Source organism: uncultured Spongiibacter sp., from assembly GCF_964011655.1.
GTDB classification, from domain to species: domain Bacteria; phylum Pseudomonadota; class Gammaproteobacteria; order Pseudomonadales; family Spongiibacteraceae; genus Spongiibacter; species Spongiibacter marinus.
Genome location: NZ_CAXGPO010000017.1, coordinates 21,910 through 36,427, shown reverse-complemented (window position 1 = coordinate 36,427; position 14,518 = coordinate 21,910). Strand labels below are relative to the sequence as shown.

Genomic DNA, 14,518 nt, shown 5'->3' with positions numbered 1-14,518 from the left:
AGCTTAGGCCAGCGCAACACGTTGCTGAATAACACTCATCAAGTCGTCGATAGCGATGTCTTCGTTGTCGCTAGCACGGCGGTGTTTGTATTCCAGCAGGCCTTTGTCCAGCCCTCGGTCGCCAATCACAATGCGGTGAGGAATCCCCATCAACTCCATGTCGGCGAACTTCACGCCTGGGCGTTCATTGCGGTCATCGAGTAACACATCATAGCCGGCGGCTTTCAATTGGCTGTAGAGCTGCTCTGCGGTGTCGCGCACGCGCTCAGACTTCTGCATATTGAGTGGCACCAGGGCAATTTGGTAGGGCGCGATTGCGTCCGGCCAGATAATGCCCTTGTCGTCATTGTTTTGCTCAATAGCTGAGGCGACCACACGGGTTACACCGATACCGTAGCAGCCCATGATCATGACTTGTTCCTTGCCTTGCTCGTTGAGCACGGTGGCGTTCAGGGCTTCGGAATACTTGGTGCCGAGCTGGAAGATATGGCCGACTTCGATGCCGCGCTTGATCTGCAGCTGACCTTTGCCGTCCGGGCTGGGGTCGCCGCTGATAACGTCGCGCAGATCGGCAATTTCGCCCAGCTCGACATCGCGCTGCCAGTTGACGCCGCGCAGGTGCATACCGTCTTCGTTGGCGCCGCAGATAAAATCGCTGCAATGCGCCGCGCTGCGATCCACAATGCAGCGCAGGTTCAGGCCCACGGGGCCGATAGAGCCGGGTGCGCAATTGAGCGCCGCTTTGATGTCTTTCTCTTCAGCGAGGGTTAGCGGGCTGGCAATGCCGGGTAGTTTCTCTGCTTTGATTTCGTTGAGCTGGTGATCGCCGCGCACCACCAGGGCGATCAAGGCTTGCTTGCCATCTTCATCGGCCTCGCCGTATACCAGCAGCGTTTTTATTGTGCGCTCGGGCGCGCAATCGAAGAAGCGGCAAACGTCCTCGATGCTGCTCACCCCGGGGGTGGCGACTTTTTCCATGGCTTCGCTGGCAGCGGGGCGCTCGCCGGCGGGCGCCACGGCTTCTGCCATTTCAACATTGGCGGCGTAGTCAGAGCTGTCTGAGAAGGCAATGTCATCTTCGCCGGACTCTGCCAGCACGTGGAATTCATGGGAGGCGCTGCCGCCGATTGAGCCGGTATCGGCAATAACCGGGCGGAAGTCCAAGCCCAGGCGCGTAAATATCTGCGTGTAGGCGGCGTGCATTGTCTCGTAGGTCGCCTGCAGTGACTCCTGGTCATTATGAAAGGAGTAGGCATCCTTCATAATAAATTCGCGTGAGCGCATAACGCCGAAGCGGGGCCGAATCTCATCGCGGAATTTGGTTTGCACCTGATAGAAATTGGCGGGCAGTTGTTTGTAGCTGCGAATTTCGTTGCGGATCAGGTCAGTAATTACTTCCTCATGGGTGGGGCCGAGGCAAAATTCGCGTTGGTGACGGTCATTAATACGCAGTAGTTCCGCGCCGTACTGTTCCCAGCGACCAGACTCCTCCCAGAGTTCGGCGGGCTGCACCACGGGCATTAGCACCTCTTGCGCGCCTGCATTGTCCATTTCTTCGCGAATAATACGCTCGACCTTGCGCAATACACGCAGGCCCAGCGGCAGCCAGGTATAGAGGCCGGTCGCCAGCTTGCGTATCATGCCGGCCCGCAGCATTAGCTGGTGGCTAATAACCTCGGCATCGGCAGGGGTTTCCTTTACAGTGGCAATAAGTGTTTGGCTAGCGCGCATGGTGGGTATCTGGCCTTAAAGCTGCGAATGAAGTCGCCGCATTTTACGATTGATAGCCAGCCCGGTACAGGGTGGGCCGCGTTTAATGGAGAAAGTAGATGTTTGAATTGCACCCACAACTGGCTGCCGATTGCGCTGTCGTCGGCGATTTGCCGCTCTGTCGTGTGCTGTTATTGAATGATAGCCAGTATCCGTGGCTGATTCTTGTGCCACGTCAGGCGGGCTTGAGAGAGCTTTTTGAACTCTCTGCCGAGCAGCGCACTCAGTACTGCCGTGAGTCCGACCTGGCTGCCGCCATTCTGACGCGTCAATTTAATGCCGAGAAATTGAATATTGCCGCCCTCGGCAATATGGTGCCGCAACTGCACATTCATCATATCGCCCGCTTTACAGGTGACCCTTGTTGGCCCAAGCCGGTATGGGGGCAGCTGCCGCCGCAGGCGTACAGCGAGGCCGCGCTTGCCCAGCGTCTGAGTGAGCTGCGTCAGGCTTTTGCCGCAGACCCTGAGTTTTCAGCGGCCTAATCGTTGCCATGGCAGCACGCTACGACGTCATAGTAGTAGGCGCGGGCATTGTCGGCGCGGCGAGTGCCTGGCAGATTCTTCGTCAGTGGCCAGCGTGTCGCTTGTTGATCATAGAAAAAGAGTCTGCGCCGGCTCAGCATCAGTCCAGTCATAACAGTGGTGTGGTGCACGCCGGGGTCTATTATCCGACGGGAAGCCTCAAGGCGCGCATGTGCCGAGAGGGCTTGCAGCAAACGCGGGATTTTTGTCAGCGTCACGCGCTGCCGTTTCGCCAGTGTGGCAAGTGGATTGTCGCCGCGACGCCCCAGCAAGTGCCGGGCCTTAGAGCGCTCGAAGCGCGGGCCAGGCAAAATGGTCGTGCGCCCACGTGGTTGAGTGACGGCGAGCTGCGCGAGCGCCAGCCAATGCTCGCCGGCGTGGCGGCGCTGTCGGTGAAGGAGTCGGCCATTGTTGATTACGCCGCTATTTGTCGCCAGTTACTTCACGACGTGCAGCACGCAGGGGGAGAGCTGCGCTGCGCCTTGCCGGTGGACCGTATTGATGAGCGCACATCGGAGATCGTCGTGGGCAGCGGCGAGCAGACGTTTCACGCGCGACAGCTGCTTTGCTGTGCGGGATTAATGTCGGACCGCTTGGCGCGACTGCAGGGCATCGATTGTGATTTTCGCATTATTCCCTTTCGTGGCGAATTCTATCGTTTGGCGCCGCGCTGCGATGATTGGGTGCCCCACTTGGTTTATCCGGTGCCCGACCCCACGCTGCCTTTTTTGGGTGTGCACCTAACACCCAGGGTAGGCGGTGGCGTGTTGGCGGGCCCCAATGCGATGCTCGCACTGGCGAGAGAGGGCTATCGCCGCCGGGATATCGATGCTGCCTCACTGCGAGAAATGGCATCGTTTCCGGGGTTTTGGCGCCTGTTGGCTAGTCACCCGCGCGCTGGTCTGCGCGAGCTGCATAATGCGTATTCGGCGCGCCATTACCTCAAAGGGCTGCAGCAATACTGTCCGGCGATTGAGTTACATGACCTGCTGCCTGCCCCTGCCGGGGTTAGGGCTCAAGCGGTTAGTCGACGCGGTGAGCTGCTCAATGACTTCCACTTTTTGCAGAGTGCTCGCAGTATTCATGTGGGCAATGCGCCGTCGCCCGCAGCGACGTCGGCCCTGCCAATCGGGGAGCATATCGCCGCCCAGGTGTTGGCTCGTCGATAAATTCCACGCAAAAAATAGGGGTTTTTGTGCGGATGTCGTATTTAAGCCTTGTTTTGCCGAGGCCAATCGACTATTAGTAGTGCGAGGCACGGCCTCGTTGTTGCGTGCAGGCTTCTTTGCGAAGCCCCGGGCAGCGGCGAAGCGGTATCGGCTCAGTGCCAACTTTTACCGAGCAATAATAAACTTTCCCTGAACAGGACTGATCCCTATGGCGACACGTAAAACTGCTCCGAAAAAGGCCGCTGCCAAAGCAAAACCGGCGGCGAAGGCTGCCCCCAAGCGCAAAATGACGGCACTCAGTGAGAAAATGACCAAAACCCAGATTCTCAACGAGATTGCCACCAACACCGAACTTAGCCGCAAACAAGTGGCCAGCGTGCTGGAAGAGCTCGAAGTGCTGATCGAACGCAGCATCAAAAAGCGCTCGTTGGGCGAATTTACCATTCCAGGCCTGATGAAAATTACCACCGTGAAAAAGCCTGCCACCAAAGCGCGCAAGGGTATCAACCCCTTTACCGGTGAAGAGACCACGTTTAAAGCCAAGCCCGCTAGTGTGGCGGTAAAAGTACGCCCACTGAAAAAGCTCAAGGACTTCGCCTCCTAAGCCCAGGCGTCAAAAGCCGCGCCGATATGTGCGATTCCGTCGTATCGGCGCGGCTTTTTTGTAGGTTTTTAACCCTTCTGCACTGATCGACATATTCCCGCTGTACTGCGTTTATCGCTGGCACTGCTTTGCGTTATAATCCCGCTCCTTTTTCTACCTGTGGTTGTGCCCGACGGTTTTTCCAGAAGGTCACGTTTTCATGATTTGTATTGGAGGGGATTCCAGTGCCCATTTATGAATATCAGTGTCAGGCCTGTCAGCACGAGCTGGAAGCCTTGCAAAAAATGAGTGATCCGGCGCTAGTTGAGTGTCCGCAGTGCCATGCCGACAAGCTGGTCAAGAAAATATCAGCGGCCGGTTTTCGCCTAAAAGGCAGTGGTTGGTATGAAACCGATTTCAAATCGGGTGGAAAGAAGAAAAATCTAGCTGGCGACGGCGGAGCCTCGTCGGGATCAGATAGCTAATTCAGGGGCCGCCAATTGCGGCCCATTTATGACTTTACAGAAGCAGGAAAGAATCAATGCGCAGCCATTTTTGCGGGAGCCTCGGAAGCGAGCACATCGATCAGGACGTCACGATCTGCGGTTGGGTGGATCGTCGCCGCGACCACGGTGGGGTTATCTTTCTGGATATGCGCGACCGTGAGGGCATAGTCCAGGTCGTGTTTGACCCCGATACCGAAGAGCATTTTGCTACCGCAGACCGGGTGCGCAGTGAGTACGTGCTAAAAATTCGCGGCCGTGTACGTGCTCGCGATGCAGCCACCGTTAACCCCAATATGAAGACCGGCGAGATCGAAGTGCTGGGTAAAGAGATCGAGATTCTCAATGAATCCGAGACGCCGCCATTTCAGCTCGACGATCACACCGAAGTTGGCGAAGATGTTCGCCTGCGCTACCGCTACCTTGACCTGCGTCGCCCGCAGATCGCCGATAAATTGCGTTTGCGCGCCAAGGTGACCTCGGTATTGCGTCGCTACATGGACGAGCAGGGCTTCTTGGATATTGAAACGCCCATTCTGACCCGTGCGACTCCCGAGGGTGCGCGCGACTACCTGGTACCCAGCCGTACCCACGGTGGTAAATTCTTCGCGCTGCCTCAATCACCTCAGCTGTTTAAGCAGCTGCTGATGGTGTCTGGTTTCGACCGCTATTACCAGATTGCCAAGTGTTTCCGCGACGAAGACCTGCGCGCCGATCGCCAGCCTGAATTTACCCAGATCGATATCGAAACCTCCTTTATGGACGACAAGCAGATTATGGCTGTCGCCGAAGGCATGATCCGCGATCTGTTTAAGGAAGTGCTGGACCTGGATCTGGGCGACTTCCCGCACATGCCTTACGCCGAGGCAATGAACCGCTACGGCAGCGACAAGCCAGACCTGCGTATCCCGCTGGAGCTGGTTGACGTTGGCGATTTGATGGCAGAAGTCGAGTTCAAGGTATTTTCTGGCCCGGCAACCAACCCCAAAGGCCGCGTCGCCGCCCTGAAAGTGCCCGGCGGCAACGATAAGCTGAGCCGTAAGCAAATTGATGAATATACCAAGTTTGTTGGTATCTACGGCGCGAAGGGCTTGGCGTATATCAAGGTCAACGACAAGTCGGACCTTGAAGGCGGCTTGCAGTCACCCATTGTTAAGTTCCTCCCCGAGCCGGTGCGCGCGGCAATCTTGGAGCGTGTCGCTGCAGAAAATGGCGACTTGATCTTCTTCGGCGCCGACAGCGCCAAAGTCGTAAACGAAGCCCTGGGCGCATTGCGTTGCAAGCTGGGTGAAGACCTCGACCTCTACACCGCCGAGTGGGCGCCGCTGTGGGTGGTTGACTTCCCCATGTTCGAAGAAGATGACAAGGGCGGTTGGACCAGTCTCCACCACCCGTTCACCGCGCCTTCGTGCAGCCCGCAAGAGCTGGAAAATGCGCCCGGCGACGCCCTGTCTATTGCCTATGACATGGTGCTCAACGGCACCGAACTGGGCGGCGGCTCGGTCCGTATTCACCGCTCGGATATGCAGGAAGCGGTATTCCGCGTACTGGGCATTAGCGACGAAGAAGCCAGCGAAAAATTTGGCTTCCTGCTCGACGCGCTGAAATACGGTGCGCCCCCGCACGGTGGTTTGGCCTTCGGTCTGGACCGCTTGGTAATGCTGATGAGCGACGCGAAGTCGATTCGCGATGTGATCGCCTTCCCTAAAACGCAAACAGCGGCCTGTGTGATGACCGACGCGCCCGGCGTGGTTGAAACCCGTCAACTCAGCGAGTTGAGCATTCGTCTGCGTAAAAACGAAGAGTAAGTAACACGGCGGCAGGGTAGGGCCGTCGAGTGAGGGAGCTATGGCGGGTCACAGCAAATGGGCCAATATCAAACACCGCAAAGCGGCGCAGGACGCCAAACGCGGCAAGGTATTTACCAAGCTGATTCGCGAGTTAGTTGTTGCCGCCCGCGCGGGCGGCCCACAGCCTGAAGACAATCCCCGGCTGCGCGCAGCGGTCGACAAGGCGCTTGGCGCCAACATGAAGCGCGACACCATCGACAAAGCCATTGCGCGCGGCGCCGGCAATGCCGAGGGTGATAACTACGACGAAGTCACCTACGAAGGCTACGGCGTTGGTGGTGTTGCCGTGCTGGTGGAGTGCATGACTGATAACCGCAATCGCACGGTCGCGGATGTGCGCCATGCGTTTAGCAAGCGCGGTGGCAACCTCGGCACCGACGGCTCGGTCGCCTATTTGTTTAATCGCCTGGGGCAGATTCTCTACCCGCGCGGCGTTAATGAAGAACGGGTGATGGAGGTGGCGCTGGAGGCCGGTGCCGACGACGTGATTGATCATAACGATGGCAGCGTCGAAGTGCTTACCCCTTGGGAAGAGTTTCTGGCGGTAAAAGACGCGATGCAGGCGGCGGGTCTGGAGCACGAGTCGGCCGATGTCATCATGCAGCCTTCCACCTCCGTGACCTTGGACAGAGCCGGCGCTGAGAAGGTAATGGGCTTGGTGGACATGCTCGAAGACCTCGACGATGTGCAAAATGTCTATACCAATGCCGACATCCCCGATGCCGTGCTTGCCGAGCTGGAGTAGGCAAGTGTGATTGTCATTTCGCTGTGTGATCTGTGCATAATAGGCGCAGTTTCGAACAGTGATACGCTATGACAATTATTCTTGGCATCGACCCCGGTTCGCAGAAAACGGGCTTTGGTCTGATCTCGATTGAAGGCCGTCGTCACCGCTATGTCAGCAGTGGTGTCATTCGCTTGCCACAGGGCGCACTGCCCGAGCGTCTTAAAATTATCTACCGCAGCCTGTCGACCATTATCGACGAGTACCGTCCCGATGAAGCCGCGGTGGAAGAGGTGTTTATGTCCAAAAGTGCGGGCTCGGCACTTAAACTGGGGCAGGCGCGCGGCGCCGCGGTGGTGGCCTGCGTGTCTGAAGATATCCCGGTTGCCGAATACACCGCGCGACAGATAAAAAAAGCGGTGGTGGGCACTGGCGCTGCGAATAAAGATCAGATCCAGCATATGGTGCAAGTCTTGCTCAAACTGCCGGCAGCGCCCCAGGAAGATGCCGCTGATGCGCTGGCCGCAGCCATTTGCCACGCCCATGCCCGCGAAGGCTTACACAGTATGTCAGAACCCCTTGCCGCGGCGCGCCTGCGTCGCGGTCGACTTAGCGCTAAGGTAAATTCATGATTGCTCGTTTGCGCGGTGTCCTGTTGGAAAAGCAGGCTCCGGAAATTGTGGTGGATATCAACGGCCTGGGTTACGAAGTGCTGGTGCCGATGACCACCCTGTATAACCTGCCGCCGCTGGGCGAAGAGGTGTCGCTCTACACTCAGTTTATTGTCCGCGAGGACGCCCAGTTACTCTTCGGTTTTAGTGACACCCGCTCGCGGCAGTTATTTCGCGACCTGATCAAAGTGAACGGCGTCGGCCCCAAGCTTGCCTTGACGGTGATGTCGGGCATCGACAGCGACGATTTTGTGCGCTGTGTGCAAGAGGGCGACACCGCATCGCTGGTCCGGCTGCCCGGCGTGGGCAAGAAGACCGCAGAGCGGCTGATTATGGAAATGAAAGACCGCCTGGAAAGCTGGGCACCGGCTGCGGCGGCGTCGCCCGCGGTGGCTGCGCAGCCCTCGGCGTCGGCGGTGTTGGCCGAGGCTGAAGCCGCTCTGGTAGCCTTGGGATACAAACCTCAGGAGGCCAGCAAGGCGATAAGCGCGCTGGATACTGAAGGGCAAACGAGCGAAGCGCTGATTCGCGCCGCATTGAAGAATATGGTCAGCTAATCACGCTGGAAAACACTATGATAGAAGTCGATCGCCTGATTGCCCCCGAGCCCGCCGAAAGTGCCGAGGAGCGCTTTGACCGCGCCATTCGCCCGAAAAGTCTCGAGGACTATATCGGCCAGCAAGCGGTTCGCGAGCAGATGGATATCTTCGTTAATGCCGCGCGCCGCCGCAGCGAGCCCCTTGATCACACCCTTATCTTTGGCCCGCCCGGGCTGGGTAAAACCACCTTGGCCAATATTTTGGCCAATGAAATGGGCGTGTCGCTCCGCACTACCTCCGGCCCGGTGCTGGAAAAGGCCGGCGACCTCGCGGCGCTGATGACCAACCTCGATGAAGGCGATGTGTTGTTCATCGACGAGATCCACCGCCTCAGCCCCCATATTGAAGAAATTCTCTATCCGGCGATGGAGGACTACCAGCTCGATATTATGATCGGTGAAGGCCCTGCGGCGCGATCGATCAAGCTCGACCTGCCGCCCTTTACCCTAGTGGGCGCAACGACCCGTGCGGGACTGCTGACATCACCGCTGCGCGATCGCTTTGGTATTGTTCAGCGCCTGGAGTTTTATGGCGTCAACGACCTGTCGACCATTGTTAGCCGCTCGGCAGCGATTCTCGGCATGACCATCGACGACGACGGCGCCAAAGAGATCGCCATGCGCTCGCGCGGCACACCGCGTATTGCCAATCGCCTGTTGCGGCGTGTTCGCGACTACGCGGAGGTCAAAGCCGATGGCAATGTCAGTGCCGACGTGGCCGATGCAGCGCTGAATATGCTCAATGTCGACAATCGCGGCTTCGACCATCTGGACCGCCGCTTACTACTGGCCATGATCGAAAAATTTGACGGCGGCCCCGTGGGCATTGAAAGCCTGGCGGCGGCGATCAGTGAGGAGCGCGGCACCATCGAGGATGTGCTCGAGCCCTACTTGATACAGCAGGGCTACATCATGCGCACACCGCGTGGTCGCGTGGTCACTAACCATGCTTATCAGCATTTTGGATTGAGCCGGCCAGACGAGGCCGACCAATGAGCGCGGAATTCTCGCTGCCGCTGAGGGTCTACATCGAAGACACCGACGCCGGTGGCATTGTCTACTATGTCAACTATCTGAAGTACATGGAGCGGGCGCGAACCGAATATATGCGCGAGCGCGGCTTTGCGAAAGCCGCCATGGCCGATGATGGTTTGCTCATGGTGGTTCGCGATGTGCAGGCGCGTTACCACGCCTCGGCGAAGCTGGATGATGTGCTGCGCGTCACGGCAGAGATAAAATCTCTGCGCCCGACGGCACTAATGTTTGAACAGCATGTCTATCGCGACCAAGAGTTACTGTGCGAGGCAAGCATACAGATTGCTTGTGTCGACCCGCTAGTCGGGCGGGCAAGGCGATTGCCAAAGACTATTTATCAGGTATTGGCCGCCGAGGCCGAAACCGCTCAGTAACAAAAATTCGATTCAGAGGGGAGCTGCTGTGGAGCAAGACCTGTCCATTATTACGCTGATTAGTCAGGCCAGCCTGTTTGTGCAGGCGATCATGGCTATTTTGGTGCTGGCATCGCTGCTGTCGTGGTATGCAATTGCCCAGCGGGTGATGTATTTCTCCATGGCCGAGCGGGAAATGAAGCGCTTTGAGGCGCAGTTTTGGTCGGGGGGCGATTTGAACACCCTCTATCAAGAAGGCAGCAACAAGCAGGGCTTGGCAGTGGGCATGGAAAGCATCTTCCGCGCCGGCTTCAAAGAGTTCAGCCGTATGGCCCAGCGCAATATCGACTCCGACGCCGTGATGGAAGGCTGTCAGCGGGCGATGCGCGTTGCCATTTCGCGCGAAGAAGAACACATGGAAAAGAGCTTGCCCTTCCTGGCTACGGTCGGCTCCACCAGCCCATACATCGGCCTGCTTGGTACGGTGTGGGGCATTATGGGGTCTTTCCACGGTCTGGCGCAGGTACAGCAAGCCACACTGGCGACGGTAGCGCCGGGTATTTCTGAGGCGCTAGTGGCAACGGCAATGGGTTTGATTGCTGCGATCCCAGCGGTGATGTCCTACAACCGTTTCTCCGCCAAGCTGGATTCGTATATGGGCAAATATGAAACCTTTGCCGACGAATTCTCCAGCCTGCTGCACCGCCAGGTTCACGTGCGCTAAGGGGCACAGACATGAGTCGTCGCAATAAACGCAAAGCCATGTCGGACATTAACGTCGTCCCTTATATCGACGTAATGCTGGTGCTATTGATCGTCTTTATGGTGACCGCGCCGATGTTGGTTCAAGGGGTGCAGGTTGACCTGCCCGAGGCCTCGACCGAGCCGGTACCACCCACCGATGATGACCCGATCATCGTCTCGGTGGATAAGAACGGCCGCTACTATGTGAGCCTTGGCGACCCGGACAAACAGGGCGAACCGGTGCCGCTGGCCGAGATCGGTGAAAAGCTCAGTAAAATCCTGCGCAACAAACCCAAAACGCCGGTGATGGTACGCGGCGACAACGCCGTGGAGTATGGTGCGGTGGTGGCGGCGATGGCCGTATTGCAGGGCGCTGGCGCGCCATCGGTAGGTTTGATTACCGAAGAACCGCCGGCGGCGGGGCGCAAGTAAACATGCAGGGCTTCCGTTTAATTCCGGCAATGGTCACACTTTTGCTGCACGGCCTGGTGGCTGCCGTGTTGCTTATTGGCCTGCCCGGTATTAGCGACAGCCAGGAGCTTAAGCCAAAGCCGGTGGTGATTCAGGCGAAGCTGGTTATCGACAAAGTCCCGCCCAGTCGCGCTAAACCCGCGCCGCCAGCCAAGCCCAAGCCCGCGCCTAAACCAAAGCCGGTGGTGAAGCCTAAACCGGAAGTAAAGCCCAAGCCTGCGCCAAAGCCTAAACCCAAGCCCAAGGGGCCAACAGCGGAAGAACTTCGCCAGAAAAAAGCGGCTGAGAAAGCGGCGGAAGAAGCCAAACAGCGCGCGCTGCAGGAGCAGATTCGCAAACAGCAACAAGAGGAATTGGCGGCGGCGCTGGCGTCTGAGGATGCCGCGTTGGAGGAAGCCGAGCTGGTTAGCAGTTACGAGCAGCTTATCGCCCAGCTGGTGACAAACAACTGGTCGCGTCCGCCCAGCGCCCGCAACGGTATGTCAGTGACGGTTGCCATTCGCACATTGCCAACAGGGGAAATTATTAGCGCCTCAGTAGTCAAAGGCAGCGGCAACGAGGCGTTTGATCAATCTGCCTTACGCGCTGTCAAAGGTCTGGGAGAAATCGCTGAGCTGGGTGAACTCGCCCAGCAAAATCGCGCTGCCTACGAGCGAAAATTCCGTCATTTCCAATTTAAATTTGAGCCAACTGATTTGAGACGATAATGCGAAAACCGCTAATAATAACGCTGTTACTGCTGCTGTGGACGCTGCCGAGCGTCGCTGACCTGACCATTGAAATTAATGAGGGCAAAGACGACCCCGTGCCCATCGCCGTTGTGCCATTTGGTTGGAAGGCCGGCGTGACCCTGCGCGAGGATGTGGCATCCATTGTTGAGCGCGACCTGCACCGCAGCGGTCTGTTCGAGCCATTGAGTCGCGCCGACATGCTCAGTCGCCCCGCCAATGCCAACGAAGTCTACTACCGCGACTGGAAAAGCCTCGGTGTTGACTATGTGGTGGTCGGTGAACTGAGTTTTGGCCGCGACAACAACCTTGTCGCCCGTTACGAGCTGCTTGATGTGAATACCCAGCGCAGCATCCTGCAGGGGGAAGAGTCGCAGAGTTTTGACAAAGTGCGCTTTCTCGCCCACACCATTAGCGATCGCATATACGAAAAGTTAACCAATGTTCGCGGGGCCTTCCGTACTCAGCTGTTATATGTGTCGGCGGTGCGTGAAGGGGACAACCGCTTTCGCTACCGTTTGCTGAAAAGCGATATCGACGGTGTGGGTGAGGAGGTGTTGGCCGACAGCATGGAGCCAATTTTGGCGCCGACATGGTCACCCGATGGCAAGAATATTGCCTATGTTTCATTCAGAACGACGCGTCCTGCGATATATTTACATAATTTGCAGACCGGCCAACGGAAACAATTAACGAATTTCCGCGGTCTCAATGGTGCTCCGGCATTTTCGCCGGACGGAAAACAATTGGCCATGGTGCTATCTAAAGATGGTAGCCCCGATATATATGTGATGGATCTGGCAAGCCAGAGCCTTAAAAAGGTGACCAATCACTTTGCCATCGACACTGAGCCAGCTTGGGCACCGGATGGAAAGTCGATCTATTTTACGTCGGACCGAGGCGGCAAACCGCAAATTTACCGAGTAGAATTGGCATCAGGAAGTGTCGAACGTGTCACCTTTGAAGGTGACTACAATGCCCGCGCCAGAATATTGGGCGACGGCTTGGGACTGGTTATGGTACACAGGGTGCAGGGCAGGTTTCATATTGCCGTGCAGGACTTCAAGCGCAACCGAGTGGAAATACTAACCTCCACCGACTTGGATGAATCGCCCAGTGTCGCTCCCAATGGCAGTATGTTGTTGTATTCTACAACGTACAACGGCAAAGGGGTGTTGGCAGCAGTATCTGTGGATGGCGGTGTGCGTTACCGCTTGCCATCCCGGTTTGGAGATGTGCGTGAGCCGGCGTGGTCGCCTTTTCTGTATGAGTAGTGGCCGGATAAAATCCTGCAGATAAATGGTTTATCTGCAACTGAAAGTAAACTTTGCAAGTGGGGAAATACAATGAAATACCAATCTAAGTTGTTCCTGGGTGTTGCCTTAGCCGGTGCTTTGCTCACAGGTTGTGCGTCAAACGATACTGACAGCAGCGGCCAAACCAGCGATATGAACACCTACTCTGAGCCAACTCAGAGCATGGAATCTGATGTGTCGGCATACGAAGCGCAAGAGCCAGAAGTGGTTCTGGAAAACATCTTCTACTTCGAGTTCGACCAAGCCACGCTGACTGCTGAAGCGCGCCGTAACCTGGATGCACAGATTGCCCGTCTGCAAAAAACCACTGGCCCTATTCGCCTGGAAGGTCACGCTGACGAGCGCGGTACTCGCGAGTACAATATGGCCCTGGGTGAGCGTCGTGCCAACTCTGTTGCCGACTACATGGCAATCAACGGCATTGCTCGCTACCGTATTGAAACCGTAAGCTACGGTGAAGAGCGTCCTATCGCTTTCGGTCAATCTGAGTCTGCGTACTCTAAAAACCGTCGCGTAGAACTTAAGTAATAGAAATAAGGCAAGCTGATGCAACTGAAAAAAACCGTGATGATCGCCCTGCTGGCGTCTGGCCCTTCGGTATGGGCTCAGGCTCCGGTGGAGGATATCAATGACCCAAACCGGCGCAACAATGCCGGGGCGGGCCTGGAAGCGGGCATCTACCAGCAGCTTCAGCAGCTCCAGCAAGAGATCATGGCGCTGCGTGGAACGGTAGAAGAGCAGGGGCATCAGCTTCGTCAATTGAAGCAACAAAGCCTGGACCGTTATATCGATATGGATCGACGGCTCAGCAGTGTGGCGGGGGGCGCGGCGGCAGCTGCACCCGCTGCTACTGACGTGCTTCCTCCCGCTGCGGCGCCTGCGACAAGCACTGCATCGGCAGATCAACAAAGCACTGAGGCACCTGCTCCGGCAAGCACCGATAATGGCCTTACCGGCAAACCCTCGGTCGACTATGCACAGGCATACAGCCTGGTGAAGGCGCGCCAATACACCGACGCCATTACCGCCTTCGAAGCCTACGTAAAAGCCTATCCCTCCGAGCGCTACACGCCCAATGCCTGGTATTGGCTGGGAGAGCTCTATGTGGCGATTTCACCACAAAACCTGGAAGCCTCGTCTGCCGCTTTCCAAAAGCTGTTAGCCGACTACCCCGAAAACGGCAAAGTACCCGCCGCCATGTACAAGCTGGCAACGGTCTACTTCCTGCAGGGTGACAAAGACAAAGCGCGTGAAATGCTCACCCATGTTATCGACCGCTACGGCAACACCGGTAATTCGGCGGTGATAAAAGCCCGCGAATTCCTGCGCAAGAATTACTAACAGCCAAGAGTTGCTAATAGCCAATAGTGACTCATAAAGAGCCACCGCATTCGCTGCGCGTTGCCCTCGGGCGGCTCAGCTCTTAAAATAGCGCCCTTTGGGTTTACCAGCCCGTCTAACGGCCAGGCCGTTTCACCC

At 57.0% G+C, this 14,518-nt stretch carries 17 protein-coding genes; 16 read left to right on the top strand and 1 reads right to left on the bottom strand.

Features of this window, described 5'->3' with window-relative positions; translation table 11 throughout:
• Positions 1-3 precede the first annotated feature (3 nt).
• On the bottom strand, positions 4-1,731 hold the full coding sequence (locus tag ABNS66_RS09650; RefSeq protein ID WP_286837241.1) for a proline--tRNA ligase: 1,728 nt from the start codon (positions 1,729-1,731) through the stop codon (positions 4-6).
• Between the two features lie 98 nt (positions 1,732-1,829).
• On the opposite strand from ABNS66_RS09650, the gene ABNS66_RS09645 reads away from it, so the two are divergent.
• From ABNS66_RS09645 to ybgF, 16 genes are all read left to right on the top strand, one after another.
• Positions 1,830-2,255: an HIT domain-containing protein gene (locus ABNS66_RS09645; RefSeq protein ID WP_286837243.1), complete on the top strand. Its 426-nt coding sequence runs from the start codon at positions 1,830-1,832 to the stop codon at positions 2,253-2,255.
• An 8-nt stretch (positions 2,256-2,263) separates the two neighbouring features.
• A complete protein-coding gene (gene lhgO, locus ABNS66_RS09640) occupies positions 2,264-3,463 on the top strand; it encodes an L-2-hydroxyglutarate oxidase (RefSeq protein ID WP_286837244.1) in 1,200 nt (399 codons plus the stop codon).
• Between the two features lie 208 nt (positions 3,464-3,671).
• Positions 3,672-4,067, top strand: a complete 396-nt coding sequence (locus ABNS66_RS09635) for an HU family DNA-binding protein (RefSeq protein ID WP_027874333.1) — start codon at positions 3,672-3,674, stop codon at positions 4,065-4,067.
• A 224-nt stretch (positions 4,068-4,291) separates the two neighbouring features.
• The gene (locus ABNS66_RS09630; RefSeq protein WP_204996746.1) at positions 4,292-4,531 is read left to right on the top strand and encodes a zinc ribbon domain-containing protein; all 240 of its coding nucleotides are present in this window, start codon (positions 4,292-4,294) and stop codon (positions 4,529-4,531) included.
• Between the two features lie 56 nt (positions 4,532-4,587).
• Positions 4,588-6,357: an aspartate--tRNA ligase gene (aspS, locus tag ABNS66_RS09625; RefSeq protein ID WP_286696080.1), complete on the top strand. Its 1,770-nt coding sequence runs from the start codon at positions 4,588-4,590 to the stop codon at positions 6,355-6,357.
• Positions 6,358-6,397: 40 nt separating this feature from the next.
• Entirely contained in the window at positions 6,398-7,144 is a 747-nt protein-coding gene (locus ABNS66_RS09620) for a YebC/PmpR family DNA-binding transcriptional regulator (protein WP_286837246.1), read from the top strand.
• Positions 7,145-7,212: 68 nt separating this feature from the next.
• Positions 7,213-7,755, top strand: coding sequence for a crossover junction endodeoxyribonuclease RuvC (gene ruvC / locus ABNS66_RS09615; RefSeq protein ID WP_204996749.1), 543 nt, complete (start codon positions 7,213-7,215; stop codon positions 7,753-7,755).
• The gene (gene ruvA, locus ABNS66_RS09610) at positions 7,752-8,351 is read left to right on the top strand and encodes a Holliday junction branch migration protein RuvA (RefSeq protein ID WP_204996750.1); all 600 of its coding nucleotides are present in this window, start codon (positions 7,752-7,754) and stop codon (positions 8,349-8,351) included. Before ruvC ends, ruvA begins: the two co-directional genes overlap by 4 nt.
• Positions 8,352-8,368: 17 nt before the next feature.
• Positions 8,369-9,388 carry a Holliday junction branch migration DNA helicase RuvB gene (gene ruvB, locus ABNS66_RS09605; protein WP_286696078.1) on the top strand — a complete coding sequence of 340 codons (1,020 nt, stop codon included), beginning with the start codon at positions 8,369-8,371 and terminating at the stop codon, positions 9,386-9,388.
• On the top strand, positions 9,385-9,801 hold the full coding sequence (gene ybgC / locus ABNS66_RS09600; RefSeq protein ID WP_286696077.1) for a tol-pal system-associated acyl-CoA thioesterase: 417 nt from the start codon (positions 9,385-9,387) through the stop codon (positions 9,799-9,801). The genes ruvB and ybgC overlap by 4 nt, the downstream gene beginning before the upstream one ends.
• Positions 9,802-9,829: 28 nt before the next feature.
• Positions 9,830-10,504, top strand: a complete 675-nt coding sequence (gene tolQ, locus ABNS66_RS09595; RefSeq protein WP_027874341.1) for a protein TolQ — start codon at positions 9,830-9,832, stop codon at positions 10,502-10,504.
• Positions 10,505-10,515: 11 nt separating this feature from the next.
• The gene (gene tolR, locus ABNS66_RS09590; RefSeq protein ID WP_027874342.1) at positions 10,516-10,956 is read left to right on the top strand and encodes a protein TolR; all 441 of its coding nucleotides are present in this window, start codon (positions 10,516-10,518) and stop codon (positions 10,954-10,956) included.
• A 2-nt stretch (positions 10,957-10,958) separates the two neighbouring features.
• Complete coding sequence (locus ABNS66_RS09585) at positions 10,959-11,702, top strand: energy transducer TonB (RefSeq protein WP_286837250.1); 744 nt, start codon at positions 10,959-10,961, stop codon at positions 11,700-11,702.
• Positions 11,702-12,997, top strand: a complete 1,296-nt coding sequence (tolB, locus tag ABNS66_RS09580) for a Tol-Pal system beta propeller repeat protein TolB (protein WP_027874344.1) — start codon at positions 11,702-11,704, stop codon at positions 12,995-12,997. Before ABNS66_RS09585 ends, tolB begins: the two co-directional genes overlap by 1 nt.
• Positions 12,998-13,069: 72 nt before the next feature.
• Positions 13,070-13,567, top strand: coding sequence for a peptidoglycan-associated lipoprotein Pal (gene pal / locus ABNS66_RS09575; RefSeq protein WP_027874345.1), 498 nt, complete (start codon positions 13,070-13,072; stop codon positions 13,565-13,567).
• A gap of 18 nt (positions 13,568-13,585) precedes the next feature.
• Positions 13,586-14,380: a tol-pal system protein YbgF gene (gene ybgF, locus ABNS66_RS09570; protein WP_286837252.1), complete on the top strand. Its 795-nt coding sequence runs from the start codon at positions 13,586-13,588 to the stop codon at positions 14,378-14,380.
• The last annotated feature ends 138 nt before the right edge of the window (positions 14,381-14,518 follow it).

Bases quoted from the DNA above. Each gene is read 5' to 3' on its own strand.
- ABNS66_RS09650 (WP_286837241.1), bottom strand. From the start codon at position 1,731: ATGCGCGCTAGCCAAACACTTATTGCCACTGTAAAGGAAACCCCTGCC.
- ABNS66_RS09645 (WP_286837243.1), top strand. From the start codon at position 1,830: ATGTTTGAATTGCACCCACAACTGGCTGCCGATTGCGCTGTCGTCGGC.
- lhgO (WP_286837244.1), top strand. From the start codon at position 2,264: ATGGCAGCACGCTACGACGTCATAGTAGTAGGCGCGGGCATTGTCGGC.
- ABNS66_RS09635 (WP_027874333.1), top strand. From the start codon at position 3,672: ATGGCGACACGTAAAACTGCTCCGAAAAAGGCCGCTGCCAAAGCAAAA.
- aspS (WP_286696080.1), top strand. From the start codon at position 4,588: ATGCGCAGCCATTTTTGCGGGAGCCTCGGAAGCGAGCACATCGATCAG.
- ABNS66_RS09620 (WP_286837246.1), top strand. From the start codon at position 6,398: ATGGCGGGTCACAGCAAATGGGCCAATATCAAACACCGCAAAGCGGCG.
- ruvC (WP_204996749.1), top strand. From the start codon at position 7,213: ATGACAATTATTCTTGGCATCGACCCCGGTTCGCAGAAAACGGGCTTT.
- ruvA (WP_204996750.1), top strand. From the start codon at position 7,752: ATGATTGCTCGTTTGCGCGGTGTCCTGTTGGAAAAGCAGGCTCCGGAA.
- ruvB (WP_286696078.1), top strand. From the start codon at position 8,369: ATGATAGAAGTCGATCGCCTGATTGCCCCCGAGCCCGCCGAAAGTGCC.
- ybgC (WP_286696077.1), top strand. From the start codon at position 9,385: ATGAGCGCGGAATTCTCGCTGCCGCTGAGGGTCTACATCGAAGACACC.
- tolR (WP_027874342.1), top strand. From the start codon at position 10,516: ATGAGTCGTCGCAATAAACGCAAAGCCATGTCGGACATTAACGTCGTC.
- ABNS66_RS09585 (WP_286837250.1), top strand. From the start codon at position 10,959: ATGCAGGGCTTCCGTTTAATTCCGGCAATGGTCACACTTTTGCTGCAC.
- tolB (WP_027874344.1), top strand. From the start codon at position 11,702: ATGCGAAAACCGCTAATAATAACGCTGTTACTGCTGCTGTGGACGCTG.
- pal (WP_027874345.1), top strand. From the start codon at position 13,070: ATGAAATACCAATCTAAGTTGTTCCTGGGTGTTGCCTTAGCCGGTGCT.
- ybgF (WP_286837252.1), top strand. From the start codon at position 13,586: ATGCAACTGAAAAAAACCGTGATGATCGCCCTGCTGGCGTCTGGCCCT.